The following is a 26,218-nucleotide window of genomic DNA, read 5'->3' on the forward strand; positions in this document are numbered from 1 at the left end:
CGGGCGATGCTTCGACCCGCGGCTCGTACCGGCGCCACTTCACGGGTCTCGGCAGAGGTCAGCCTTGCTCCTGTAGGCGCGGATCGGCGACGTCGTCGATGGTGAGATCGATTCGTTCGCGCCCACCCCAGGTATCGCGCTTCAAGGCCCCGGCAACGTGCACCGGCATGCCGTCGGACGCCTGCAGCATGTCGCCGATCGCGGTACCGGCCGCCCGAAACGCGATGGCGTTGATGCGACTGCCGTCGCCGCCCTCGAGCGTGCAGCGCAGATGCGCTTCGCCAACCACCTTGACCGCCCGCACGCGCTGCGCCGGGAAGACGAACCTCGGGCTCGGATTGCCGGCACCGTAAGGCCCGGCCTTCTCGATCAGCGTCACCAGCGCGGGCGTTGCCGCCCCGGGCGAGAGCGCGCCGTCCACGCCGAGGCCGGCGACCGCCCGTGCATCGCGCACCACACCAGCGAGTCGGGCCCGCAGGAAACCCTCGAGCGCGCCGAGCCGCGCCTCGGCGACCGTCAGGCCCGCCGCCATGGCATGGCCACCCCCCTTGACGATCACGCCCTCGGCCGCCGCCTGGCGCACCGCCGCGCCGATGTCGCACCCACGGATGGAGCGAAGCGAGCCGGTTCCCTCGCCGTTCTCGCCCCAGGCGATCACCAGCGACGGTCGGCCGAACTGCTCCGTCAGCCGGCTGGCGACGAGGCCGACGAGGCCCTTGTGCCAGTCCCGGGAGCCCGCGATGATGATGGGCCGATCCGGATCATCGGCCACCTGCGCCTCGCCAGCCGCGCGCGCGGCCTCGAGGATCTCGGTCTCCATGGTCTTTCGCTCCCGGTTGAGCCGGTCGAGCGTTTCGGCGATGCGCTGGCTTTCCGCGTCGTCCTCCGAGATCAGCAGCGTTGCCCCGAGCGCCGAATTGCCGATCCGTCCGCCGGCGTTGATGCGCGGCCCGAGCACGTAGCCGAGATGATAGGGCGTCGGCGCGGCCGCGAGCCCGGCAGCGTCGGCGAGGGCCCGCAGTCCGAGGTTCCGGCGCTGGCGCATCACCTGCAAGCCCTGCACGACGAAGGCACGGTTGAGCCCCTCGAGCGGCACCACGTCGCACACCGTCCCGAGCGCCACCAGATCGAGCCAGCCAAGCAGGCTCGGCTCCGGGCGTGCACGATAGTGGCCGCGTTCACGCAGCGCCTTTGTGGTCGCAACGAGCGTCAGAAAGACCACGCCGACGGCGCAGAGATGCCCCATGCCGCTGAGATCGTCCTGGCGGTTGGGGTTGATCAGTGCGGCGACCTCCGGCAACTCGGCGTCCGCCTGATGATGATCGATGACGACGACGTCGACCCCACGTTCGCGAGCCACCGCGAGCGGACCATGGCTCGCCGTGCCGCAGTCGACCGTGACGATCAGTTGGGCACCTTCATCGATGAGCGAGGCGATCGCTTCGGGATTGGGGCCATAGCCCTCGAAGAGCCGGTCCGGAATGTAGATCCGCGAGCGGATGTCGTGCGCGGCGAGAAACCGCGCCAGCAGCGCCGAGGAGGTCGCCCCGTCGACATCGTAGTCTCCGAAAATCGCGACCCGTTCCCCCTTCTCGATGGCCGTTGCGAGGCGTTCGGCGCCCCTTCCCATGTCCTGGAGGCCCTTGGGATCGGGCAGCAGATCGCGCAGCCGCGGATCGAGGAACCCCGGCACCTCGTCGATCCCGACGTCGCGGGCCGCGAGCAGCCGGCCGAGCAGCTCGGGCACATCGTGGCGTTGCGCGATCGCCGTCGCCAGCGCGCCCCTTCCGGGCGCCAGGCGGTCGTACCAGGAGAGCCCACGCGCGGAGCGACGAACGCCAAGGAAGAGACGACGCTCGGCCGGACCGGCCCCACTGTCCGGCGATTGGGTGAGGGTGGCTGTTTCGGTCATGGCGTGCCCCCGGGGAATCGACGCCCCGGAGTGTGCTCGCTTTGCAGGGCCTCGGCGACCCCCAGGGCCGGCTTCCCACCAGTTTCGCGTCGACCGGCCGCCGCCCGGTCAGCTCGCCGACACGATCCGGTGCCGCGCCGAGATGCGCCGGACGGTGCCCGTGGCCGAGCGCATCACGATCGTCTCGGTCTCGATGACGCCGGTGCCGAAGCGCACGCCCGAAAGCATCGAGCCGTCCGTGACGCCGGTCGCCGAGAAGATCACATCGCCGAGCGCGAGTTCGTCGCGCGTGTATTTGCGTTTGATGTCGGCGATGCCGATCTTGTGGGCACGCACGATATCATCGTCCTTCATGGGAACGAGGCGCGTCTGGATCTGACCGCCGATGCACCGCAGCGCCGCTGCCGCCAGGACCCCCTCCGGCGCCCCGTCGATGCCGAAATAGATGTCGATGCCCGTTTCCGCCGGGTCCGTGGTCTGGATGACGCCCGCGATGTCGCCGTCACCGATGAGGCGCACGGCAGCCCCGGCCTCGCGCACTGCCGCAATGAGCTGGGCATGGCGTGGCCGATCGAGGATGCAGGCCGTGAGGTCGGCGACCGCAACGCCCTTGGCTTTGGCAATGGCGGAAAGGTTCTCGCCCGGCGTGCGGTCGAGATCGACGATCCCGTCCGGGTAGCCGGGCCCGACGGCAATCTTGTCCATGTAGATGTCCGGCGCGTGCAGCAGCGTGCCCTCTGGTGCCACGGCAACGACCGCGAGAGCGTTCGGCAGCGCCTTGGCGCAGATCGTCGTGCCTTCGAGCGGATCGACGGCGATGTCGACCCGTGGCCCGCCCGCGCCGACCTCTTCACCGATGTAGAGCATCGGCGCCTCGTCGCGCTCGCCCTCACCGATCACGATGCGCCCGCTGATCGCCAGCCGGTTCAGCTCGCGCCGCATGGCATCGACGGCGGCCTGGTCGGCGGCCTTCTCGTCGCCCCGCCCGCGAAGCCGCGCCGCCGCGATCGCTGCCTGCTCCGTCACTCTGACGATCTCGAGTGTCAGCGATCGGTTCAAAGTCGCCTCGATAGCCATTTCAAGCTCCCCCGCTCCGCCGCTCGCCTTCACGCCGTCCGGCGTCAGCCCCTTCCCGGTCCACCAGTCGATCGCCGCCTTCGCGCGCTGTCACGGCCGCCCCGGCTCAGAAATCCTCGATGCGAATCAATTGTGGCCGCCCGTTCAAATGACCATCCGTTTCGATTGCCGCCAAGGCCTCGCGAATGGCGCGCTCCGTCGTGCGGTGGGTAATCAGCACGACGGAGGCCATCGGCACGCCATCGCCCTGCGGCTTGCCGCCCCCCGCACTGCCGCCACGGCGCTGCACGATGCTCTCGAGCGAGACGCGCTGCTCGGCCATGCGCGTCGCGATGGCGGCGAACGCGCCGATCCGGTCGTAGACGGCGAGCCTGACGAAGTAGGCTCCCTCGTGCGCCTTCATGCCGGCCCGCTCGATGTCCTTGAGTTCGGCCGCCGGGATCACGAACACCGGGCTCTGATCGCCGCGCGCGACGTCGAGGATGTCGCTGACGACGGACGAGGCCGTCGGCCCCGCCCCTGCCCCCGCACCGACCAGCATGATGTGTCCGACGCGGTCACCCTCCACGGCCACACAGTTCGAAACCCCGTTGACACCGGCGATCGCCGAACCGCGCGCAACCATCGTCGGGTGCACCCGCTGCTCGATCCCATGCTCGGTCGCGAGCGCGACCCCGAGCAGCTTGATCGCATAGCCGAGCTCGGCCGCCGCCTCCATGTCGGCGCGCTCGATGTTCTCGATGCCCTCGATGTAGACCTCACCGATCGCGGGCTTGGTGCCGAACGCGAGCGAGGTGAGCAGCGCCAGCTTGTGAGCGGCATCGAAGCCACCGATGTCGAAGGTCGGGTCGGCCTCGGCATAGCCGCGCGCCTGCGCTTCGGCGAGCACTTCCGCGAAGTCGCGCCCTTCCTCCGCCATCGCCGTCAGGATGAAGTTGCAGGTCCCGTTGAGGATGCCGTAGACGCGGCGGATGGTGTTGCCTTGCAGGCTCTCACGCATCGTCTTGACGATCGGGATGCCGCCCGCCACCGCCGCCTCGAACTTGATCGTCGTGCCGGCGGCCTCGGCAAGCCTGGCAAGTCGCGTGCCGTGGTGGGCGAGCAGCGCCTTGTTCGCCGTGACGACCGGCTTACCGCGCCCGATCGCCGCCTCCACCGAGGCACGGGCCGGTCCATCCTCACCCCCGATCAATTCGACGAAGAGGTCGACTTCGTCGGATTCGGCCAACGCCACCGGATCGTCGAACCAGCGATAGCTGTCGATGGCGACGCCGCGATTGCGCCCGCGCTGGCGCGCGCTGACGGCCGTGACCGTGATCGGGCGTGGCAGGTGCGCGTTGATCCGTTCTGCGTGCGCACCGAGCAGCGAAAGCACGCCGCCCCCGACAGTGCCGAGCCCTGCGATACCGATCCGCAACGGTGTCGTCATTTGCCTGCCCCGGTTCCTCACAGAGATTGACGCCGCGTACTTCGCCCGGCGCCTCGTCACGGTCCATAGGACCGCTGACCGCAGCGGGTCGCAGCGCCGACCACCACTCACTCGGCGAGCCTTATGCCGCGAACCGACCGCGAGCGCGAGCGCAATATTGTGTTTGTCGAAGTGCCTCGAACCGGCGCCCATGCGCGGGATCGATCGCGCAGGACACCGGCGCGCGCGTCACGAACTGGGAGCGCTGATCGCCTTGACGGTCTGGCTGCCGTGCGTCTCGCGGATCGCCTCGAGTTCACTCACGGCCTTGGCCTGCTGGCTCGGCGTCAGAACCGGGATCGTGATCGGGCTGATGTCCGCGATACTCGGATATCGAACACCCTCCGAGCAGGCCGAAACGCCAATTCCGACCGCGATCACGACGCCGACCGCAGCCGCGATCCGGCTGGCCGGAACCTTCCGACGCCCATTGGCGGACGGCCGCACGGCGGGGCCGCGCGCGCATTCAGCATGTTTCCCGTCCGCCATGGCGAATCTCTCCGAGCGCGCGATTGTCATACCACATGGGGAATCACGATGGTAGGATGGTGGTGGTCGTAAGGCGGATTGCACACGGGCGCGAACGGCCTTAGGCGGTGTCTGTCGCTCGGGTGGCGGTTCAGTCGCGGCCGCTGACGCGTGCGTTCGCCGTTCCAGCCCGTCCATACCGCCATCGTCATTGCGCCCGTCCGAGGTCGCATCGTGTGCGGCCGAGGCATTCCGACCGCCACGATTAGAGTCGAGCCATGCAGAAGAAGCACGACAAGGACGCCGTTGGCGTCCCTCCGAAGGCAGCGGCGGGCACGGGTCGCAAGCGATCCAGGCAGCGCGCCGACGAGAATGCGCGCGAGGAGGCGGACAAGCCGGCCGCCGGAGCGAGCGAGCAAGCGCCGCCGCCCCGCGCCGATACCACACGTGCCAGCGCCGACGCCGGTGAGAAAAAGCACAAGCCGGAGGGCACACCACCTCCGCAGATCACCGACCTCGAGGAGTTCGCCATAAATCTCGCCCGCACCATGGAGGAGGGCACGCGCGCGCTCGCCACCATCATCGAGCATTCCTCCCCGGCCAAGAACGCTCGCCAGCAGGTGAGCGACATCAACGTCGCCACCCAGGCGATCGGCGAGGTCGTCAGCCATTGGCTCGCCGATCCCGCCAAGGTCGCGGCCGCCCAGGCCAGCCTCATGCGCACCTACTCCGATCTCTGGAGCAACCAGCTGAAGCGACTCATGGGTGGGGAGGCTCGATCCGTCGTTCAGCCGGAGGCTGGCGACAATCGCTTTCGTGATACGGAGTGGTCCGAGAACCCCTATTTCGACTTCTGGAAACAGTCGTACCTGGCCACGACACGCTGGGCCGAAGAGGTGGTGGCCGAAGCCGACGGCATCGACGATCGCACCCGCCAGCGCGCGAATTTCTATCTCCGCCAGGCCGCTTCGGCGCTCTCGCCCTCGAATTTCCCGTTCACCAACCCCGAGGTCGTGCGCGAGACCATCCGCTCGAACGGCGAGAACCTCGCCCGGGGAATGGAGCACCTGCTGCGCGATCTCGAGCGCTCCGGTGACATGCTGAGGATCTCCCAGACCGACACCGAAGCCTTCCGCGTCGGCGAGAACCTCGCGACGACCAAGGGCTCCGTGGTCTATCAGAACGACGTGATGCAGCTCATCCAGTACGCGCCGCGCACCGCCACCGTGCACGACGTTCCGATCCTCGTCGTGCCGCCGTGGATCAACAAATTTTACATCCTCGATCTGACGCCGGACAAGTCCTTCATAAAGCATGCGCTCGATGCCGGCTTCACGGTCTTCGTGGTGTCCTGGGTGAACCCCGGCCCGGAGCATGCCGACAAGGGCTTTCCGGAATACATGTACGAGGGCGTACTCGCTGCCGCGGACGTCGCGGCCGAGATCACCGGCTCGCCGCAGTCGCACGTTCTCGGCTACTGTGTCGGCGGCACGCTGCTCGGCACCACGCTCGCCTGGCTCGCCGCGCGCGGCGAAGAGCCGTTCCGCACCGCCACGTTCCTCACGACCCAGCTCGATTTCGAGAACGCAGGCGACCTCCTCGTCTTCGTCGACGACGTCCAGATCGACGCCGTCGAGGAGATGATGGAGGAGAAAGGCTATCTCGAGGGCTCGCGCATGGCCCAGGCCTTCAACATGCTGCGCCCGCGCGATCTGATCTGGCCCTACTTCGTCAACAATTACCTCCTCGGAAAGAAGCCGTTCCCGTTCGACCTCCTGTTCTGGAACCAGGATTCGACGCGCATGCCCAAGCGCAACCACGCCTTCTACCTGCGCGAGTTCTACCAGGGCAACCGGCTGACCTCGGGCGAGATGCTCTTCGAGGGCGAGCGGCTCGATCTCGCCAAGGTGAAACTGCCGGTCTACGAACTCGCCACCCGGGAGGACCATATCGCGCCCGCCCGCTCAGTCTTTACCGGTGCGCGCCACCTCGGTGGCGACGTCCGCTTCGTCCTCGCCGGCTCCGGTCACATCGCTGGGGTCGTCAATCCGCCGGCAAAGCTCAAGTACCAGTACTGGACCGGCGCGCCCGTCAGCGCCGCCGCCACGCTCGACGACTGGCTCGCCCTCGGCACCAAGGAGACCCCCGGCTCCTGGTGGCCGGATTGGTACGCCTGGCTGGCCGCGCATTCCGGCGCCGAGGTTCCGGCGCGCGAGGTCGGAAGCCCCGATTATCCTCCTATCGAGGACGCCCCGGGCAGCTACGTCCTCCAGAAGGCCTGAGGAGGGCCGACGCATGGCCCTCGAACTCGACCACATCGTCGTTGCGGCAGCCGACCTCGCGGCGGGCCGCGCCTTCGTCGGCGCGCGGCTCGGCATCGAGGTGCCCGCCGGCGGTCGCCATGCCCGCATGGGCACCCACAACGCGGTTGCCGCGTTTTCTTCCCCGCCCGACACCTACCTCGAGGTCATCGCGCTCGATCCCGAAGCCGCCCCCCCGCCTCCCGGTATCGCCCGCTGGTTCTCCTTCGATGATCCCGGCCACCTTGCCCGCCTCTCGGGCGAGGGGCCGCGCCTTTCGCACTGGGTCGTGCGTACGCCCGATATCGAGACGACCGTCAGGGCGTCGGGCGGCCTCCTCGGCACACCGATCGCGATGTCGCGCGGCGAGTTGCATTGGCGCATCGCCGTGCGCGCGGACGGGCGTCTGCTCGAGGATGGTCTCGTTCCGACGGTGATCGAGTGGCCCGAGGGACCCCACCCGTCGCGCCGCATGGCGCCCACCGGCCTCGACTTCCTGGGCCTCACCCTCCATCACCCCGAGCCGGATCGCCTCGCCGCTCTCCTGTCGAGCTTCGGCGCCGGCGAACTGGTTGACATTCAGGCAACGACCGGCGTTCCGCGCATCGTCGCGCGCCTCGCCCACGGGGATGCCGTCAGCATGCTCTGACACCCCCACCCGCCGGCCCGGGTGCCACGCTCCCACTCTTCGATCCGCAATGAAACAGGCATTCGATACGGGCTCGCAAGCCCGCCGGCTTCGCCGCGTCCGGGAGCCGCAAGCGCCCCTTTATTGGCGCCCAGGTTGCCAGGGCGGGTGAGAACTGCTATACGTTCATTCGAAGATTGAATGACCATTCGGTTGCCATCGACCCCGTTCGAGGCAGCGTTGGCCGCGCGCGTGGCCACCCGGTCCCATCCCGCGAGTAGACACCATGCCGAGTTCGACCAATGAGCGCCCCACCACGAGCCGGGCCGAAGAAGCACCCCGTTATGGCCTCGCCGCCTGGACGTACCGGAGCGACGAGTTGCAGGAGCTCGAATACACCAACGTCTTCCTGCGCTCCTGGCAGTTCGTCTGCCACGCGAGCGAGGTTGCCGCGCCCGGCCAGTACGCGACCCTCGACATGCTGCGCGACAGCGCCATCGTCGTGCGCGACCGCGCGGGCGAGCTTCGCGCCTTCAAGAACGTCTGCCGGCATCGCGGCACGCGGCTCCTCGATGGCCGGGGCTCCTGCAAGCATCTGATCCAGTGCCCCTATCACGGCTGGACCTACGACTTCGACGGCCGTCTCGCCGGCGTACCCGAGCGTCCGACGATCCCCGGTCTCGACCGCGGCAAGCTGGGCCTGCTCGAGATCGAGATCGAGGTCTTCCTCGGCCTCGTCTTCGTGCGTTTCGAGGCCGGTGGCCCGTCCGTCGCCGAGATGTGGGGCGACTATGGCGACCTGCTGCGGCCCTATCGGATCGAGGACATGGAGCCGGCCGGCGAAACGATGACCGAGGTCTGGAACTGCAATTGGAAGACGGCGGTCGAGAACAATCTCGAGAATTACCACATCCCGCTCGGCCACCCAGGCTATGATCGCATGCTCGACAGCGACCTCCTCGGTTTCATGAACGAGGAAGGCGTGGCCGGCAGCGAGAGTGTGCTCGCCCGCGAGGCCTCCATCTATCCGACCGAGCGCATGTACCAGCACCTGGCGCCGCGCGCCCTCGCCGATCGCCTCGGTGAAAAGCAGCGCTCGACCTGGACCTTCTTCACCATGCCCCCCAACATGGGCGTCGACGTCTACCCGGACAGTGCCGACATCTTCCAGATTCTGCCCTTGACGGCCGAGACCTGCATGCTCCGCTATCCGATTTTCAAGCGGCGCGACGAGACGCGCGAGGAGCGCCTCTTGCGTTATCTCAACATGCGCATCAACCGTCAGGTTGCCGTAGAGGACAAGGCGCTCTCCGAGCGTGTCCAGGCGGGGCTGGCGACGGCCGGCTACACCCCGGGCCCGCTGTCCGATATCGAATTGCCGATCTTCGACCTGCACGAGCGCCTGCGCGCGGCGATCCCCGCGATCGGATTGCCCAGCGCCCCGCCACAAGGTGAGCTGGCGGCAACGGGCGGGCAGCTGGCCCTGCCCGTCGCGGCGGAATAGTGATGGAGCGGCGAGACCGACCGGCCGCGCTCCACGAACATCGGCCTCTTGGCGCTCATCGAGCGCCTGGAGGCGGGCGAGCGCCCTCTGGCGTGGACACCGGCGGCGAAGTCCGTTACTAGCGCCCTGCCGGAGCATGTGGCGCCAATGCGTGCCCGCTGGCGGGCGGGTAGCTCAGTGGTAGAGCATCTGACTTTTAATCAGATGGTCGTGGGTTCGATCCCCACCCCGCTCACCAATGATTTCAATGGGTTGACCGATATTGGAGCGTACACGAACACCCCTCTGGCTAACACCGGGCTAACATTTTCCTGCGCAGTTTCGTCGGAATCAGTGGACCGCGCCGCGGCGGGCTAACACGGATGGTCGGCGTTTAGGCCAAGCGGTGCGCGGCGTCTGCCAGGTGCGGCACTGACGCCCTGCGGACACCCACAGGACCAACCAGTCGGTTGATATAGAGGTCGAGGGCCCCGAACGAGGCGGTCACGCTCAGAGGTCGCGTGACCACCCCCCGTCATGACGGCGAACGGGGATGACGCATCGGTCAGCCTCGTGACCGGCCTCCGGCGACGAATTTCTCGAGAAGCAGGTCACCGAGTCCGCTGATGTTGAGCGGCACCAGCAATTGCACAGCGATCGCGGGTGCCTCGGTGCTGAGACGAGACGATCCAAGCCCACTGAACAGGGGCCCAACCAGATCGTCCGCGCACGGTGTGATAATTTATCTTACGGAAAGCGAGCCGTCAGGAAGGTTGGCAGGGGGCGCCTGACCAACCGTCTCGAACTTGGACCGGCGCCCTGGAAGCGTTGACGCGGACCTGCAATACTGCGACCGGCGATGCGCACTGGGTCGGGTGTTGCGCTTGGGCTGTATCCTAGCCCGAGCCGACCTCGGAACACGCCGTCGTTTAGCAACGGTCCAAGCGAAGCGCCGCGTGGCGTGTGACAAGGAGCGGACGTGGGCGAGTGGGACTGTTGTGCAGAGCAGCAACGGCGTGATGGGCCAATTCCGGAAACACTTTGGACATGCACAGCGGTGCGAGGGATAGTCAGCAGGGCGTGAGGAGCGGACTTCAGAGCCTTGGCCATGTATGTACTGATTGCGACACGGTTATTCCGGCTAAGATTGATCGCGGTGGCATAGTTTGATGACTTGAAGGTCTTGCCGGATGATCTGCGGGGACGCATGAAGAATTTTCTTGGATCAGTCGTTTGGATGTGTTTTTGGGGCGCAGTACTGGGCCTTCCGATTTTGTTGGTTTTGCATGATCTAATTCCGGCATCATGGTGGGAAACAGTCGACCGGCCGGTCGTGCTCGAGTGCAAGCACTCAGATGGTGTGCCCAAACTGATCTCTTTCACCCCAAATTTGGGTAAAATAATCTATGACGGCAGCGAGGTATCTGGGGACGTAAGTAGTGGTGTAGTGCGTTTCGAATTCACAAACGTGGCCGGTGGGCGATGTGAATGGACGGTTTCGCGCGTCGACGGCACTGGCCAATCCTCATGTAAAAACAAAGATGGCAAGCATTCATTCCGTTACTTTGAGTGCGATTTAGGCGCGAGGACAAAATTCTGATTAGAATTTCTTGTCTCGGGAGAGCGCGCCTTTCCATTCACCGTAACGGCAATACCCTCGCTTGCGACTCGCGCCGCGCCGTCAGCAATGTCTCTTATGTCACAGTCTCGACGTTCGCTGACCGCATGATGCGTCGGGACCGCGAGGTCTGCAAGGGGTCAATCGCGTTGATCCGGTGCACCGATCATGTTGCACCCGCTCACAGCCGCTCCTCACGCCCTCCAGATATTCGAGCAGGCGGACAGGCATCCGACGAGGCACTGACACGGATGGTCACTGCACCAGAAATCCGGCGCCAGCTCGTTTAGCGCCGGCTCGCCTTGTTGGCCGTGCAGTGATCGAGCTGTGGCGGTCCCGATCTGTCTGCCTACGGCGCTATCGCTCCCTCGGTCGAGCGCACGATGTGAAATGGCGCCGCCGGGGCGGCGCCAGTCTTATGGCTCACGCCTCACCCTGCCTGCCCTTGAGCCATGCGACGGCCTGGCTCGCCCTGGCGGCTGCGGTGAAGATGGCGCGGTCGTCGGCCTTCATGAGCCGCAGCCAGTGGGCGAGGTACTGGGCGTGGTCGGGCCGGATGTCCTCGGTGACGCCGATCTCGGCGCAGAGGATGGCGGCTCCGATCTCGGCGACGAGTTCTTCCGCGGCATAGGCCTCCTTGCCGAAGCGGCCTGAGAGGTCGCGGTCGCAGCGCGATGCATGCGCCGTCGCGTGCGTCAGCTCGTGGAGGAGCGTCGCATAATACCCCTCGTCCCGGCTCATGGTGTCGGTGCCGCAGAAGAGGGCCTCCTCGGGCATCTGGATGTGGTCGCTCGCCGGAGCGTAGTAGGCGCGCTCGCCGCCGTGGCGGATTGCGATGCGGCAGGCGGTGATGAAGCGGTCGGCCGCTTCGATCCGCTCGATCGGGCCGAGAGGCTCGGGTGCTGCCGACGGCCCGAAGCCTTCGACCTCGGCGACATTGAAGACGCGCGAGGCCTTGGCGACACGGCGGACGCGGGTGCCATCGCCGTCCGTGCCGCCGGCATCATCGGTGTCATCGCCGGCCGCTTCGTACTGCTTGTAGAAGACGACGAGTTCGGAGCGGGCGCCCTTGACGACCTGCGCGCCCATTTCGCTCCACTGGCGATAGGTCGCCCAGAGCGGAGAGGAAAACCCGCGCCGTTCGCCGGCGACCCAGAGGTTGACGATGTTGATGCCGTTGTAGGCGGCGCCGGTCGCGGCGTTCTCCGGGAGCCAGAGCGGGCGACCCGAGCGGCGCCAGGGCATCATGGGCTCGCCGGGGCCGGCCTCGATGGCGGCAATGAGGTTGGCGGTGATCTCGGCGTGGAGGTCGCGCCGGGGCGTGTTGGCTTGCTTCGACATGTTCGGCTCCTTGGTCTGCGCCCGTCGATGCGCGGTGGGCGTGACGATACGGAGCCGCGGGGTCCCGAGGGGGCGCGGAACCCGAGCGCAGCGAAGGGCGGCCTGCGGAGCAGAAAGCCGAGGCCGCAGGCCTTGCAGCGCGCCCGCCCCGCGGCAGACATCGGCACCAATGCCCACCGCCCGAGCGGGCCCTTGGAGGAGCCGGAGGCGGAGCAGCAGCGCCAGGGGATCGGAACGGAGGAACTCGCCAAGGGCGCTCGCCCGTAACGGGAACGCAGGAAGGCAGGCAGGGCACGGCGCCGTGGAGCCAGCCAGAAACGGAGAAAAACACTTCCGCCGCGTCGCGCAATCGGGTATCGTCGAGGGATGACGAAACGCAGAATGCCCGAACGATTTTCCGGAAAGGAACTCTCGGAACGATTGCGCCAGGTGCTCGATGAACTCGCCACGGTCTGTGACGAGATCATGATCACGCACCTCGACGAGACCGAAGACGAGAGGCCGGCGGAGGACGAACCGAAGCCGCACTGAGCCGAACGGCGCGCGCCATCGTGCCGGATGTGCCGGGCCCGGGGGTCAGCGGCGGAGGCCGTACGCGTGCGCGAGCCGGTCGCAGAGATCGGCTGCGACGCCATTGAGTTCGGCGATGGCGACCGCTTGCGAGCTGGTCCGATCGGGCGAGAGAGGCCCGCCGTAGCAGGTGAGGACGCCGCCACGGACGTCGTCGAAGCGGTAGATCAGCCGGATGCCGGTTGCGGGATCGAGGGCATGGATCGGCTGATCGGTCTCTTCGCACGCGGCGATCGCGGCCTCGGTGAAGATGGGACGCGAGCGCACGGGGGAGTTATTTCGTGCGGGGAGCGGGGGCACCGCCACTTGCATTTGCGCTTGCATTCGAACCTGAGCCCGTGCCTGCAGCGGCGGAACCGAGGGCCTTTTCGCGGCGCTGCATGACCTGCTCGGGCGTGGCGCTCGACAGGATGACGCCGGCGGTGGTCTCGACACGCGAGCGGAAGGTCTGGCCGAGGGTATAGCCCTTCTCGCCCGTCAGCTTCTCGGCATCCGCATTCGTGAAGGGCGAGGCCTCGCGGATGTTGGTTGCCGGCACGAAGCGTTCGGCGCCGACGTTGACGAGACCGATGCCCTGGGCACGGACCGCATCGAGGGTCTCGCGCGCGAGCTTGGTCGAGCGGTCGGCGAACTGGATGGCGATGTTGAAGCCGGCGGCCTCCTCGCCGTAGCGCTCGACGATGCGGGCGCGCTCCACCTCGCCGATCGGGCGCACGAAGCGGATGGTGTCGGTCGGGACGACGGAGCCGGAATTGATTTTTATTGTTTTATTCATTGATTTTCTCCTTAAAATGATTTAGAAAGACGCATTATATATTTATGAAAACCTGATATGTCAACACAATTATGAGATTCAAAATACCCGGAGAATTCGAAACAGAAACCCTGCTCGACCTTTCGCAGCGCATCATGGCGGTGCTTCAGGACGCCGGTGTCGAGCGCGTGGCGCAATTGAACGTCTATCTCTCGATCGTCGGGCGCGATGGCTTGCAGCGGGAGCTGGAGCGCGACGGCGAGCCGATCGATACGCTGACGCTCGACGGCCGCGACCTCGCCTGCCCGTCCCGCCCGGACCGGCTTACCGTCTCCGATCGCCCGGCGGAAAGCCGCCCTGCGGCACGATCCGAGGCGCGGCGAGCGCCGGCCGCCAAGCGGCAGGGGGAGCGCCGATGAGCTACACGGTCTATGCGATCATCGACCCGCGTTCGCAGCGACCGTTCTATGTGGGCGAAACACGGGCCTTTGCCCGGCGCTGCCGCGAGCACCTCGAAGGCACGGACCAGATTTCCGGGCTGGTGATCCGCCAGATCATCGAGAACGGTTTCGTGCCGCACTTCGTCGTGTTGGAGATGCACGCCGACGAGGAGACGGCGCTCCGGGCTGAGATCTTCTGGATCGAGACGATGCTGGGTCGCGCCATCGCGCTGGTCAACAGCCAGGCATTCTCGGGGTTTCGCGAGCGCTCCGCCAGGCGTCGGTCAGAGACGTCGAAACTTGAGACCATGCAACGCCTTCGCACGGTTGCGAACGGGCGCACAGCCAAGCGCACTTCGGCCGGCCGGCAGGCCGCTCTCCCAAGTGCTCGGGGCGCCACGGCCACCCGCCCTGCCCCGGACCACTGGCAGCCCGCCGAACTCAAGCGGCTCGATGGCATGCGGCGCCACGGCATGGATGCAAAGACGATGGCCAAGATGCTCGGCCGCCCGGTTCGTCAAGTTCGGGCCAGGCTCGCCGAAACCCGCTCCACCTGACGCCGGCCGGGCAGCCGTCGTCACCATGTCGTCGCGGTGTGACGACCGCCCGCCGCTCCGCCCTCCTCGCCCCGCCGGTTTTCTTGTTCGGCCGCGCCGCAGGCTTTTCTCGTCCCGGCCGGGCGCGTGACGCGCCATCGCGCGCAGGGGCTGTGAAGGCTGGCGCGTAGGCGCCACCGCAGGCTTGGCCTTGACGGCGCCGAGCACGGTGGCACGCTGACGAACCGGGGCGCCCTGCCACTGGAATGCGGGTCCATGGCGCCGGGTGAATTTCCAACCGTTTCCCCTACGGATGGTCGTCGATCGAATTCGCTGCTTCGCCGAACACGATCCGCACGAATTCATTTCGGGATCAATTACTTCTTGCGCAACCCACTCGATTGTTCTAGGTTTTCTATATTGTTCGCATATTTGCGATTTCATTCATTTATTTCGAAGGGAGAATTCCATGTACAAACTCATTGCAACCACCGCCTGCCTGGCGGTTCTGTCGGACCCGGCCCTTGCCGGGAACATGACGCTCGCGCCCTATATCGGCTTCGATCTGCAGCGCACCACCTACGACTACAACGACAGCTACGACATCGGCGGCGGCCTCGCGCTCGACGGCGATGCGATCCTCGAGGACAGCCTCGACGGCTTCAACATCCACGTCGGCAACCGCTTCCACGAGAACTTCGGCGTCGAACTGGGCTATTTCCGCACCCGCGAGGAGGGCAAGGCGATCGCCAGCGGCGCGACCGTCGGGCCCGGCACAGTGGCGACGGCCGACTTCACGACCGACGTCAAGGTCCAGGGCTTCACGCTCGATGCGTTGGGTCTGATGCCGCTACCCGAGACGGAGAACCGCGTCGCGCTGATCGGCACGGCGGGTCTTTCCTGGAGCAAGGCGGAGGTGACGGCCACCGTCCCGGGCGTCGGCTCCGGTGACACGGACGAGAGCGAGATCGGCTTTCGGGCCGGCGCGGGCGCCGCGGTCAACCTCTCCGACGAGGTCAGTCTGCGCGGTCTCGTGCGCTACCAGACGGCCGACTTCGACGGCGTCGCCGACAACGCCTGGACCTATTCGCTCGGCCTCAACTACGCGTTCTAGAGAGAATTCCCCGGGAACCCGCCTCCCCGCCTCCGGGCGGGGAGTTTTTTTTGCGTCAGGTCCGGTGACGAGCTTCGATTCCCGCGCCTGATCGTCACCCGCAAGGGCCGAGACCGGTCGCCGAGGTCGACATCGCTTGCGCATGTTGAGCTGGCCGGGCTCGGTGCGCCCTCCCGGCCAGGGCGGGCGCATAGAGCAGGTTCCGCCGCCAGGCGGCGGCGCGCCACACCTGACGACCTATCTCAACCGCCGCCCGTCCTCTTCGAGTTCATCGGGATCGACGCGGTATCCGGCTTTGGCCAAGGCGCTGAGGACGAGGAAGCGCACGGTGACGGCGTCGGTCGCGGCTTTGACCTTGAGCTCCCGCGCCAGGTAGTCCGGCACCTCCAGGGAGAGCGGCCGCCGCCGCGCAACTGTCCGCGCCTTCTCCTCCTGTCCGTCGCCCCTGCGATCCTCTTCACCCAAGGGGCGGTGGGCGGGCTCGGGACTGGAATCCCCTCTGGAATTGCGGCTCGAACGTCGCTCCGGCAGCGGGGGAGGCTCCTTCTCTGAAGTCCGGCCCGTCGGAACAATCGTCGCCTCCACGGCGTCGAACGCCCCGCCGCCCAATTCCTCACCTGTCGTGGTATCGGCTCCATCCGTGCCGGGCGGCGGCGCAAAGCTCATGGAAGGAATGCGCTTGCGCCGGGCGGTCTCGGCGAGCCGGGCATCGAGGGTGAGGTCGAGTTCGTCGATCTCGATGGCGAGGAAGTCGGGAGGCGCTGCCGTCATGCCGCCCTGCCCTTGCCAGCCGCCGTTTGCGCCGACTTACCACCTTGCTTGCGCCCGAGAATGATATCGATCTCGTTGCAGAGGGCTCTGATTTCCTTTGCCGCCTTTCCCTTGGGCTCGGCCATTGTCGGAGCCTTGCCATTGAGGAACATCTCGCGGTACTGCGCCCGCTCGACGAGGCCGGTCGCAAAGCGGGCAATGCGGTGGCGGGCGATCTCGCGGTGCGCGAAGGCGGTGACACGTGTCGGGAGGGGAAAGAGCTTGGTCAGCAGCAGCCGGTACTGGACGTTCGTTGCACCAGCCTCCACGACGTCGCGGATGTCGTCGATGACGACGAGCGCCTCGCGCAGATCCGGCTCGGAGGCCTGGGCCGGGATGATGACGAGATCGGAGCGCGCCATGGCTTTCAGGAGCGTCGCTTCGCGCGTGCCGGCGAGATCGATGAGGACGTGGTCGAACGCACCGGCCTTCTCGCGGAACACCTTGGTGAAGGCATCGGGCACGACCGCGAGGGCTTCGAGACCGGCGAGCGCGGCCTTCCTGGCCCACCGGGCGACGGTCTGGTTGTGATCGAGATCGAGGACCAGGACGCGGTCGCCATCCTGGGCCAGCTTTGCGGCGAGCGCGGCACAGACGGTGGACTTGCCGACGCCGCCCTTCGATGAGGCGAACGAGAGAATCATACTAGTATAAATCGTTGCACAATTGCCAAGGAATGCAAGTATCGATTGCCGCATCTGCAAACTTGTCCAGATCGGCAACACGGCAACTCTACAAATAGGCAGATCATGACTTGCGCAAGTCGAGATTTGCCTTTGCCGCAACTTGCTCAAGACCGCAATCCGGCAAGTCTGCAAGTCACCAAACCTGCAAACCCGCATTTTCTCCTTTGCGTTGCGCCGAGACCAGTTTGTTTTCCAGAATGCGGATCGGCGAAATCGGCCCCAGAAGGCCCCTGGAGAGCTTAAAGGCGCGTGTGCTGTCCGGGGAGCCAGAGAGACCGTTCATCGCGCTGAGCGTGCCCCAGAGAGCCAAATCGGGCCCATCCACGGGCTGAGGAGGGGGCCGGGTGGCTCGAAACCCTCCGTTTGCGTTCTCGCAAAGCCAATTTGCGGTCCCTCGGCCGGCTCGGAGCATCCGGCCTCTCTCGATCTTGCCACCCTCACCAGGAGGTGCGGCGGACCGCGCGCGTCAGCGCAAGGGGAGGGTGAGGCGAGACCAAACACCGCGGCGGCGTCAGCCGTCCGCGTCCATTATCGCGTCGAAGACGCGCACAGCCGGCATCGCGCCGCAGGCGCGCATGAGGTTCGCGGGTGACGCCGTCTCACCGTTCAAGGATTCTTGTCTGTTTCAAGGATTCAAATTCGGGGAGGCGAACGGCCTGCAATTCCGCGGGTCTCGGGCCGCCAAAGTGAGAAGAAGGGCGGAGAAGGTGAGAAAGTGGGCGGAGTCGCGTGAGGAAATGGGCCGAGTCGGGTGAGGAAATGGGCGGCCTCAGGTGAGGGATTGGGCGGGCGCCGTATGGCCGATGTGGATAAGTGAGGCTTTGCAATGAGTTATCTCACCGCGTGCGCTCGGTCTGTGGCATGCTGGAGCCCGTGAGTACCGCAACCCGAGAGACCGCAACGGAGCCCCGGACCGACCTTCGAACGTTGGCGCTGAAGGTCGCGGGCGATCCCCTCGACCCCGACGACCGGGCGACCTTCATCAAGCCGACCGAACTCGTCGATGCCGTCGAGATCACGCCGCTCAACCGCAACGAATTGATCCTCTACAATCAGCTCCTGGCGCATGCCTGGAACGGCATCGCCCCCGGCCGCATCTACCGCGTCGCCAAGGCCCGCCTGCGCGGCAGCCACGAGAGCAACGATCGCCTGCACGAGGCCTTCGACCGGCTGATGGCGGCCTTCGCGAAGGTCAAGGTGCGCGATCCGGTCACGGGCCTTTCCAAGACCGTGCGGATCAACCTTCTCGGGCCGAACGCGGAGGAGGAGGGGGACGAGGGCTTTTTCCACTACACCCTGCACCCGAGCCTGATGGAGGTGCTCAAGGGGAGCCGCAGCTGGGCGCGCCTGCGCTCGGAGATGCAGTACCTGCTGCGCTCGAAATACTCCATCCGCCTCTACGAGATGATCGAGCAGCGGATCAATCTGCGCAAGCAGTCGCAGGCCTTCGGGATCGCCGATCTCAAGGGCCTGCTCGGCGTGCCGAAGGGCAAGCTCGCCCGCTTTGCCGATTTCAACGCCCAGTGCCTCAAGGTGGCGGTCGGGGAGGTCAACCAGCTGACCGACTTCGAGGTCGCCATCGGGCTCAAGAAGCGCGGCAGGCAGGTCGAGACGGTCACGCTGACCTGGCTGAAGAAATCCCCCGAGGCCCGCCTTGCCGCAGCCAAGGAACGCGAGCGCTCCCGCGTCGGCCGCATCGCCCGACGCAAGGCAACGGTCGAGGTGATCGTCTGACCCCCGCCCAATTCCTCACCGCTGGGCTTGGAACACAGCCATATGTGGGAAGGACCGCGAAGAGGCCGCCTACTTCAGATTGACCGCGTCATTCGCTGTCTCTTTATCTCCTGACGCACACGCCGACGCTGGTTGTGTATGCTCCACCGGAGAACTCGGGCCAGTCACAGGCGTGCCCGGCGTTGACCATCTCGGCCGCGACATCGAGGTTGTCGACAAAGCACTGCGCGACGATGCGCCGCCGATTGGTTGGCTTGGAGCGGCCATCGCAGACCGTGCCGCGCCCGACCTGGATACAACGCACAATTTGGTTGTCCAAGATAGCCTTGAGGCTATTCGAAGCGGGCTCGAAGCCGGGCTGGCCACGTTCCGGTGCATCGATGCCGCATAGGCGGACGCGTTGACAAGAACCACCGCTGCACAGATCGAACGTATCACCATCGATGATCGCGCCGGCCGAGCCCTGGAATTCACCGACCTCGGGGGTAGCAGTGGACACGATCAGTCGATAGGCGAGCAGGCCAATGGTGGTGGTGGCGATGATCAGGAAAATAATGGATACGAGCCAGGACCTCCATCCTGCCGGCCGCCCTCCGTAATCGGGGGATTTCTCGTATCCTGACGGCACGGCAACCACTCGGGAGCGCAAAAAGGGAACTCGGTTCAGTGTACTCAGAGCGGGCGAGCGAGCACAAGCTCCCTATGCGGGAAAGGCCAAGACGCCAACTCTGGTAGCTGACGCAGCTCAAGTGGCGGTGAAGTGTTGAGATGTGGAGATTGCGGACAATCGCTCGGGCTGTGCCGTTGTGGCCCCTCTGTTCTTGATCGGAACGCGATACCTTCAACAGCGGACTCCCTGTAGTCTGGTAATCGTCGGCGTCATGAAATCAATCGCGGAGCATGCCAAGGTGCGGCGCCGACGTTCAAATCAAATGAAGAACTGGGTTTGGCGTGCAAACGACAAGTCTCTTTGAACCACGTGTCATCGCCACGTAAAGGTTCTTTGCGTCGAGTGCTTGGACATTCAGGATGACAGCGACTTCAGCTTCCAGTCCCTTTAAGAGCAGCGTGCTCCCAACAGCGCGTTGGGGGAGGGGGCGGCCGACGAGTCGGTTCTGTTCCCGCATGCGAATGGAAGCATCGTAAAAGGACAAACCTTCCGTGCCTACACAGAGCTGTAGAGCCTTGATGCAGGATCGGAGTACGGCGGGGCGATGAGCTGTAACGCCACCTTGATTTCCGATCGCGACGAGGACATCGATTGCCTTTTGGTGCGACGGGTCGCGGACGAAAGCGAGTGCGATGCTCTCAGCCTCACTTGCTTCCCTCCGAGCCGTGCCGCGGTGGAGTGCGGCTAAGCGCTTAACAAAGTCCGCCGCACCCACATTTCGCATCACGCTTTGTGCGAACTCGACAAGGTGCTGGAGTGACTGCGGCGATGCCGGATCGAAGCGCTTCGCGAACGCGACGAGGTCTTTCAGGTCGACCGACTCGACCGTTACTGCTCCCGGCGTCTGACTAGCGAACCGTCGCTGACTGTCGGGGCTCGTGCTCTCGCCTATAATCAGCACACGACCTTCTGCTTCGGGCGGTCTGATCCTTGCCGCTTCAAGGCGCTTCTCGTGATCACTTCTTCCATCAAGATGGACGCATGTTACACCTTCAGGTGCGGTCCGGAGGTCGATCGCCTCGCCCCTCACTAGTCTGCCACGCACGTCCAGAAGCCAACGTCCCAGCGGCTCAGCTCCCGCGTTAATCCAGCGCCACGGCGTCGCGAGTTCTCCCACCAACGGAAAGTAGCCGCAGACTTGCTCGTCCCAGATCGCCAAATCATCGCCGCCGAACCCGAAGATCGCCTGCATGGGGTCGCCGAGCACACAGGTCGGCAAGGTTTGGGCCGCATAGACAATGATCGCGTGCTGACGGATCGAGCAGTCCTGATACTCATCGACGATAAGCCGCGCATAACTCGCATTGAGAACGTCAGCGACGTGGCCTGTCTTCAGCAGCTTTGCAGCTGCGACACGAATGTTCGGGTAATCCGTGCCCGGCCTCGCCAGATTGAGAAGTTCCGGATCGTGTCCGCTACGCGTGGGGAACGTGGAGATGAGCCGCATCGCCCATCCGTCGATTGTCGAGAGTCGATATGCCTTCGACGGGACACCGGCCTTGTCGAGCCGGCCCCTCAAGGCGACGACACCAGCGTTGGTGTGGGTCAGAACGAGGATGGGTTTGTCGCCGCTGTGCCGCGTTAGTGCCTCAGCGATTAGGTGTGTCTTGCCGCACCCGGCCGGCGCCGTCACGGTTCCCCGGTCAATCGCGAGCAAGTCGATCTCAGGCGCCGGCATTGGCACACCACACGAAGATGCTCTCGACGAGATCGCGGATGCCGGCATCGGCGTTCGGCAAGTCCGGGCCAACGATCTCCCGCGCCACGTCTTCCATCCATGTGACCGACTTGAACCACCCGGCGCGTTTCGTTCGCGCCGCCGCCCCAAGCGCAGCCCTACTCTCCGGGGAAATCCCTCCCGCTTCGCCCTCCGCCAGGACCGCGGCCAGATCCTTGGCGTTCTTGGTGGCTGACTTGATGTGCTCGTTCACCAGATCGTCGCCATGGAGATCGATCGCGCGAGCCACTAGTTTGCTAACCCCATCATCGGACAGGCTCAGGAAAAGCTCGTCTTCCAAGGCACGGCCGTCGCGCCAGGCAATCACTTTGCCGCCTTTGGCGATGAAGCCGTCCTCGATAGCGGCCGTCGGCTTCTTGTCATCGTCGCGAACGACGGCAACCCTATACCCCAGCGCTTGGAAAGCTTCTCCTCTTGCGAAGGGCCGGTCGGAATCGCCGCCGCCGCAATCCACTAACGCGGTTCCCAATGCTGTGATGGCGTCCTTCCCCTGCGCTGTCCTGTATTGATCGAGACCCCGCACGAGACCAACCTCGCTTGCGCCTTCGCAGACGATCACCGAAGGCGCGAGGAAAGCATCGGGATAGAGTCGGATCGTGCTCTGAACACCGTCGGCGGTGCCGACGTTTAACACTTCGTGGCAATTGCCAGATCGGCGCGCCACGAACAATTGGCTACCGGAGAGCTCCCGCAAGGCAACGGGCGAGTGCGTCGTCATGAAGACCTGGAGTGGCGGCGTCCTCTCCTTGGCGCCGAGCGACCCGAGAAGCCGGATGATTCGGTGCGGTTCGAGCCCATGTTCCAGTTCATCGATCAGGATCACCGTCGACTGCGCTGCCGCCTTTCGCTGGAGGCCAGCGATCAGCAGTCGGGTAGAGCCGATGCCCAACCCCCTCAGCGGTATGCCGCCCTCGTCATGCAGGGAAATCGTCCCGCTGCTGAAGGACACCGAGTGCGCGTCCAGCATTGCCTTGATGTTCTCACCTATTGGGATGCCGAGTTCCTTGGCGGTCGTCGCTACAATGGTGAGTGCTTCGCCGAATTGACCTTGGGCCTCTTCGCCGAAGGCCGCCCGGGCATCCCTAGCAGCCTTCGCCAGCGCGGCCGAAGCATCGGCACGCTCCTCCGATACACGGTTCAGAACCGAGCCGCGCCGCCAACCCAGATGGTATTCCGCTAGCGCGCCGATCCGCGTCGGTGTCAGCCTGACCCGGTCTCCCCAGCCGAGATTCCGGCCAAGCCCTTGCGCCTCCGCCCTCTCCGACACCAGGGTCCAGCTCGGCTCCAGATCACTGGCCACCGTCAGCCGAAGGCTCAGGACGGTTTCGGCGTCCCTTTCTGGTTCATCCTCGATCTTTCCGGTCGCTGGGTCGAACCCACGGACGAACATCCCATAGGCATCGAGGTTCTTCAGTCCATCATCGAGTTGGCCCAAGGTCACCGTGATCATGAACGGCGTTTCAACGTCCAGCTTATGAAAGTCCGCGTCAGTGAACTGCATGTTTCGACGCGCACCCAAACAGAAGTCGATGGCATCGAGGATCGAAGATTTTCCACTATCGCCAGGACCGACTAGGCAATTGATGCCGGGCGAGGGGTACCAGACGAGTTCCTTGATGCCTCTGAAGTGCTTGATCTCAACCGCACGTATCCGAGCCAATTCTCGTCTCCACATTATGTGTTGCCCCACAATGGCAGAGGTAGCTTGCCATCGTGGATTAATCCGTTTCGTGCCGCGGCTTTCGGACACTTGGCACTGCTTTCGTCTGAAAGCGCTCCCGCGCTTCCTGCGACAGGCTTTTGAAGTTTGGCAGGCAGGTGCAATCAAGAGCACGTTCGCGCCCGATCAGAGCCACAACGTCATCCGCGCACTCCGGTGGGATGCGCATTCGCCCATGTCGCAGGGCCAGATAAACGATGTCAGTAGCCAAGTGCTCGCCGAGGCCTTCTAGAACACTCGGGTGCCACAGAAGATCGAGGGACCAGGCTGGCTGTTCATCATTCATGAGCGCCGTTGCTCGTGCGCGGCCCTTTCGTTCATCAATGACGGCGCGGAAGCCGCGACCCGCGGCAATGGCGATCGTCGCCGCTTCCCCATCATCCAGGGAGGAGGGACCGCCTGAGAGCGCGGCGAACAGATCGTACTCTGCATCGCTCAGGCCGTCGACGGTGACCTCGCCGCGTCCGGTGAGGCCGTAGAGGAAGCTGTGATCCCCGTTCCTCCGGCTCGTCTCGTGCTCCAGTTCCCCGGCCACGATGTGGGAAATCACGATATCGTTGTGGATCATCGACAGCACCCGCTCGCCATGACCGCAGGCATGCAGGTTGACCAGAACGCTCGTGTCCAGCACCAGCGGTCTGCAGTCATCAGCCAGGGAGCTTGAGAAGGTCATCCGTTACGTTCTCCTCAAGCTCGATCTGGTCAATCAGCTCGCGCACCTCTACGCGGCGCATCCTTAGCAGCTCCGCTAGCTGTCCTTCCGACATGATGCCACGCTTCCAGGCGGCGTGCGCCATGAGGCTCATTCTGTGGGAGACTGGCCGGTTTGCGTCGCTCTTGGCCACATCGAGCCGTTCGGCGGCGTCTCCCAGCACTTCGCGCGCGTGGTAGTCTTTGATCCCGCCCTTCGTCTTGAGCCATTCCCACGTGCCTTTCTTCAGTAGCTCCAACTCTTCGAGCCGGCGGACGCAAGCTTCGCGGGAGATGTTATACTGGTGAGCCAGTAGGATGACGTGCCGACGGTTGAGCATGTCCGCGCCGGCCGTCAGCTGTTTGAAACTCTCCGAGAAGCTCTTGCGCGGCGTCACGAAGGCGCGGCCGAAGGCATTCGCATACCGTTCGTCCCGCGAGAGGAACTGCTCGTCATCCTCCAGAACCTCGGGCACCCGGCGCGTCCCGACGAAATGCCCGATTTCATGGGCGGCGGACTGGACGCGCCGCTCTAAGCGATGATTTGCATTCAGGAGCATGCAGGCACCGACTGCGTCATCGTACGTAAACAAGCCGGCAACCTTCGACTTGGAGGATAGTCGTCTCTGGTATAGGCGGATGCCGAGATCAAACTCGATGATCGAGAAAATGTTGCCGATTGGACCGCCGCCCAAACCAAGCCAGTTACGCAGCTCTTGCGCATGGTTCTCGCCAAGCTCGACAACATCGCCCTCGTTGATGCCTTTCTCCGGCGGATAGTACCGCCGCCGCTCGATGCCGAGGACGTTTTCGAGTTCCACCTCTGCTTTCACCAGGTCATTGAGAAGCTCGATGGCTTCCAGGGCGTGGTCGTCTTCGGTCTCCCGCATCTTGCGGAATCGCGGCACTAGATCGGTATGGACGGCTTCCCGACGCAGGAGCGCGTTAACGGAAACGCCGTAGTGCCGGGCGAGCAGCTGCAATTCCTGTATGCGAACACGCCGCATGCCTTTTTCAATGGAGACGAGGGTCGGGCGCGACATGCCGATGACCTCTGCCGCCTGATCCTGACGGATGTTCGCATTCTCCCGTGCAAGACGCAGGCGCCGACCGATTTCCTGCGCGCTCAATTCATTCAGATCGGCCATGACGCCCTCCCTTTGTCCAGCTTCTGAGGAAGCTTTGTTCTCCCTGGGCGGCCATGAAGGCGCGCCATTCCGCTGCGTGCGTCAGCAACATGTTTCTGAGCTTTTTCAAGACGTCGTCCTGTGGTTCGCTCGTCGCGCGCGCGATCTCGAAGGCATGAACCTTCAATTCTGCATCGGGCAGATCCGCCATATCGGCAAGCTGCTGGAGGTGCCGCGAACCGACGCTACCGTACTCGGCCATCGATCGGCTCAGGCGAACTTTCTTCCTGCCGGGAAGGGCATCCCGAAACGACGGTACCGTCAGATCGGCGATGACGTAGGTGCCGGTCGGCTCGTCTATCCCGGCGGCGTGCATGCTCATCCGTCGAAGTAGACAGGCGGCGCACAAACCGCACTGCCGAAGCTTGCCGTCCATCTTCGCGTTCCAGCGCTGCTGCCAGCACGAACGGGTCTCGAAGAGTTCATCGACCGCCCTGTTGTTGGCGAGCCGAAAGGCCGCAATCGTTTCGCCCTTCGTGTTCCAAAGGCGCGGCTGGTCATAACGGACTTGATGATTAAGCAACGCCTTGATGAACCGCTCCATCTTGCGGAAGTACGTCGGATGATTGCGATAGTCGGCATAGACGTTGTGCAAGGGCAGGAGCACCGGACCGAGTGCACCCTGACCGCTTTCGGGAACGACAATTCTGGTCAGCCCCGTCAGCTGGGCGGCAATTGCCGTCACGGCGGCAAACTTGAAGCCACGAGATCGCACAGTGCTTTCCCGCGAGGAGGGGACGTCGACACGAAAGGGGATCTGGTCGAACGGCTCGTCGCCCTCCTTCAGGGGATGGCGATGTTTGGTGACGCGGACGCAAACAGCGGCGGGCCCGTTTCCCGGCAGCTTGGAGACGCAGCGGGAGTCCAGCCCGTCGCTATAAGCGATCACGAAGCTCCGCTCCGTCCCGAATGGGAGCGACCGTTGCCGCGCGCCGAGAATGCTTTCCCCCTGCCAGGGAACAAAGGAGAAATGCCACTCGTCGCCGGTCAGATGTCGCAGCGCCGACCAAAGGCTGGCTTGCACCTCGGGCTGTTGCCACCTTGCTACTTCGACGACAGGCACCGTGATGTCGAAATCGCGTGCCCATCGGTTGATTCGCCTTGCGGCGCGGCGATCCGCATATTCAACGGCAGCGCTGACGACGAACAGATCGTGGTGGATCGGTTTCCAGCCGTCGTAGTTGTACGCGTCCAGAGCATCCGGGACGAAGGTGATTTCCCGACCGATTTCAGCGATCATCGTGGAGTCGGGCAGGCATCGCCCATATCGATGG

21 protein-coding genes, 1 tRNA gene and 1 pseudogene are annotated in these 26,218 nt (G+C 64.9%); 8 read left to right on the forward strand and 15 right to left on the reverse strand.

Annotated features, from left to right (window positions below; all coding sequences use genetic code 11):
* Positions 1-58: 58 nt before the first annotated feature.
* From recJ to GC150_07280, 4 genes are all read right to left on the reverse strand, one after another.
* Positions 59-1,912: a single-stranded-DNA-specific exonuclease RecJ gene (gene recJ, locus GC150_07265; protein MBI1384692.1), complete on the reverse strand. Its 1,854-nt coding sequence runs from the start codon at positions 1,910-1,912 to the stop codon at positions 59-61.
* A gap of 108 nt (positions 1,913-2,020) precedes the next feature.
* On the reverse strand, positions 2,021-2,989 hold the full coding sequence (gene glpX, locus GC150_07270; protein ID MBI1384693.1) for a class II fructose-bisphosphatase: 969 nt from the start codon (positions 2,987-2,989) through the stop codon (positions 2,021-2,023).
* A 106-nt stretch (positions 2,990-3,095) separates the two neighbouring features.
* The gene (locus GC150_07275; GenBank protein MBI1384694.1) at positions 3,096-4,418 is read right to left on the reverse strand and encodes a homoserine dehydrogenase; all 1,323 of its coding nucleotides are present in this window, start codon (positions 4,416-4,418) and stop codon (positions 3,096-3,098) included.
* 228 nt (positions 4,419-4,646) lie between these two features.
* Positions 4,647-4,946 (reverse strand): hypothetical protein, encoded by a 300-nt coding sequence (locus tag GC150_07280; protein ID MBI1384695.1) that lies wholly within the window; start codon positions 4,944-4,946, stop codon positions 4,647-4,649.
* A 527-nt stretch (positions 4,947-5,473) separates the two neighbouring features.
* On the opposite strand from GC150_07280, the gene phaC reads away from it, so the two are divergent.
* The 4 genes from phaC to GC150_07300 all read left to right on the forward strand — a co-directional run bounded on the left by phaC (position 5,474) and on the right by GC150_07300 (position 9,595).
* A complete protein-coding gene (gene phaC, locus GC150_07285) occupies positions 5,474-7,207 on the forward strand; it encodes a class I poly(R)-hydroxyalkanoic acid synthase (GenBank protein MBI1384696.1) in 1,734 nt (577 codons plus the stop codon).
* A 13-nt stretch (positions 7,208-7,220) separates the two neighbouring features.
* Positions 7,221-7,874, forward strand: a complete 654-nt coding sequence (locus tag GC150_07290; protein ID MBI1384697.1) for a VOC family protein — start codon at positions 7,221-7,223, stop codon at positions 7,872-7,874.
* A gap of 265 nt (positions 7,875-8,139) precedes the next feature.
* Entirely contained in the window at positions 8,140-9,357 is a 1,218-nt protein-coding gene (locus GC150_07295; protein ID MBI1384698.1) for a Rieske 2Fe-2S domain-containing protein, read from the forward strand.
* A gap of 163 nt (positions 9,358-9,520) precedes the next feature.
* Positions 9,521-9,595 (forward strand) — tRNA-Lys (locus GC150_07300).
* Positions 9,596-11,377: 1,782 nt separating this feature from the next.
* Here the strand turns inward: GC150_07300 and GC150_07305 are convergent.
* From GC150_07305 to GC150_07315, 3 genes are all read right to left on the reverse strand, one after another.
* Positions 11,378-12,295: a DUF1738 domain-containing protein gene (locus GC150_07305; protein ID MBI1384699.1), complete on the reverse strand. Its 918-nt coding sequence runs from the start codon at positions 12,293-12,295 to the stop codon at positions 11,378-11,380.
* A gap of 576 nt (positions 12,296-12,871) precedes the next feature.
* Complete coding sequence (locus GC150_07310; GenBank protein MBI1384700.1) at positions 12,872-13,132, reverse strand: hypothetical protein; 261 nt, start codon at positions 13,130-13,132, stop codon at positions 12,872-12,874.
* 7 nt (positions 13,133-13,139) lie between these two features.
* Positions 13,140-13,640 carry a hypothetical protein gene (locus GC150_07315; GenBank protein MBI1384701.1) on the reverse strand — a complete coding sequence of 167 codons (501 nt, stop codon included), beginning with the start codon at positions 13,638-13,640 and terminating at the stop codon, positions 13,140-13,142.
* Between the two features lie 71 nt (positions 13,641-13,711).
* On the opposite strand from GC150_07315, the gene GC150_07320 reads away from it, so the two are divergent.
* The 3 genes from GC150_07320 (at position 13,712) to GC150_07330 (ending at position 15,709) form a co-directional block, all read left to right on the forward strand.
* Positions 13,712-14,038 (forward strand): hypothetical protein, encoded by a 327-nt coding sequence (locus tag GC150_07320; protein MBI1384702.1) that lies wholly within the window; start codon positions 13,712-13,714, stop codon positions 14,036-14,038.
* A complete protein-coding gene (locus GC150_07325; GenBank protein MBI1384703.1) occupies positions 14,035-14,616 on the forward strand; it encodes a hypothetical protein in 582 nt (193 codons plus the stop codon). Before GC150_07320 ends, GC150_07325 begins: the two co-directional genes overlap by 4 nt.
* 292 nt (positions 14,617-14,908) lie before the next feature.
* The gene (locus GC150_07330) at positions 14,909-15,709 is read left to right on the forward strand and encodes an outer membrane beta-barrel protein (protein ID MBI1384704.1); all 801 of its coding nucleotides are present in this window, start codon (positions 14,909-14,911) and stop codon (positions 15,707-15,709) included.
* Positions 15,710-15,946: 237 nt separating this feature from the next.
* Here GC150_07330 and GC150_07335 read toward each other — a convergent pair whose 3' ends face one another.
* Both GC150_07335 and GC150_07340 read right to left on the reverse strand, forming a co-directional pair.
* A complete protein-coding gene (locus GC150_07335; protein MBI1384705.1) occupies positions 15,947-16,480 on the reverse strand; it encodes a hypothetical protein in 534 nt (177 codons plus the stop codon).
* Complete coding sequence (locus GC150_07340) at positions 16,477-17,361, reverse strand: AAA family ATPase (GenBank protein MBI1384706.1); 885 nt, start codon at positions 17,359-17,361, stop codon at positions 16,477-16,479. The genes GC150_07335 and GC150_07340 overlap by 4 nt, the downstream gene beginning before the upstream one ends.
* Positions 17,362-18,066: 705 nt before the next feature.
* On the opposite strand from GC150_07340, the gene GC150_07345 reads away from it, so the two are divergent.
* Positions 18,067-18,939, forward strand: a complete 873-nt coding sequence (locus tag GC150_07345; GenBank protein MBI1384707.1) for a RepB family plasmid replication initiator protein — start codon at positions 18,067-18,069, stop codon at positions 18,937-18,939.
* 103 nt (positions 18,940-19,042) lie between these two features.
* Here the strand turns inward: GC150_07345 and GC150_07350 are convergent, their stop codons facing one another.
* The 6 genes and pseudogenes from GC150_07350 to GC150_07375 all read right to left on the reverse strand — a co-directional run bounded on the left by GC150_07350 (position 19,043) and on the right by GC150_07375 (position 26,184).
* The gene (locus tag GC150_07350) at positions 19,043-19,615 is read right to left on the reverse strand and encodes a hypothetical protein (GenBank protein MBI1384708.1); all 573 of its coding nucleotides are present in this window, start codon (positions 19,613-19,615) and stop codon (positions 19,043-19,045) included.
* 247 nt (positions 19,616-19,862) lie between these two features.
* Positions 19,863-21,287: an AAA family ATPase gene (locus GC150_07355; GenBank protein MBI1384709.1), complete on the reverse strand. Its 1,425-nt coding sequence runs from the start codon at positions 21,285-21,287 to the stop codon at positions 19,863-19,865.
* Complete coding sequence (locus tag GC150_07360; protein MBI1384710.1) at positions 21,274-23,007, reverse strand: AAA family ATPase; 1,734 nt, start codon at positions 23,005-23,007, stop codon at positions 21,274-21,276. Before GC150_07360 ends, GC150_07355 begins: the two co-directional genes overlap by 14 nt.
* Before the next feature lie 139 nt (positions 23,008-23,146).
* Positions 23,147-23,740, reverse strand: a pseudogene (locus GC150_07365) (DNA-binding protein).
* Entirely contained in the window at positions 23,715-24,905 is a 1,191-nt protein-coding gene (locus tag GC150_07370) for an ImmA/IrrE family metallo-endopeptidase (protein MBI1384711.1), read from the reverse strand. The pseudogene GC150_07365 and the gene GC150_07370 overlap by 26 nt, the downstream one beginning before the upstream one ends.
* Positions 24,889-26,184 (reverse strand): hypothetical protein, encoded by a 1,296-nt coding sequence (locus tag GC150_07375; protein ID MBI1384712.1) that lies wholly within the window; start codon positions 26,182-26,184, stop codon positions 24,889-24,891. Before GC150_07375 ends, GC150_07370 begins: the two co-directional genes overlap by 17 nt.
* Positions 26,185-26,218 lie beyond the last annotated feature (34 nt).

This window comes from Hyphomicrobiales bacterium (assembly GCA_016125495.1).
In the GTDB taxonomy this organism is placed as follows: domain Bacteria; phylum Pseudomonadota; class Alphaproteobacteria; order Rhizobiales; family RI-29; genus RI-29.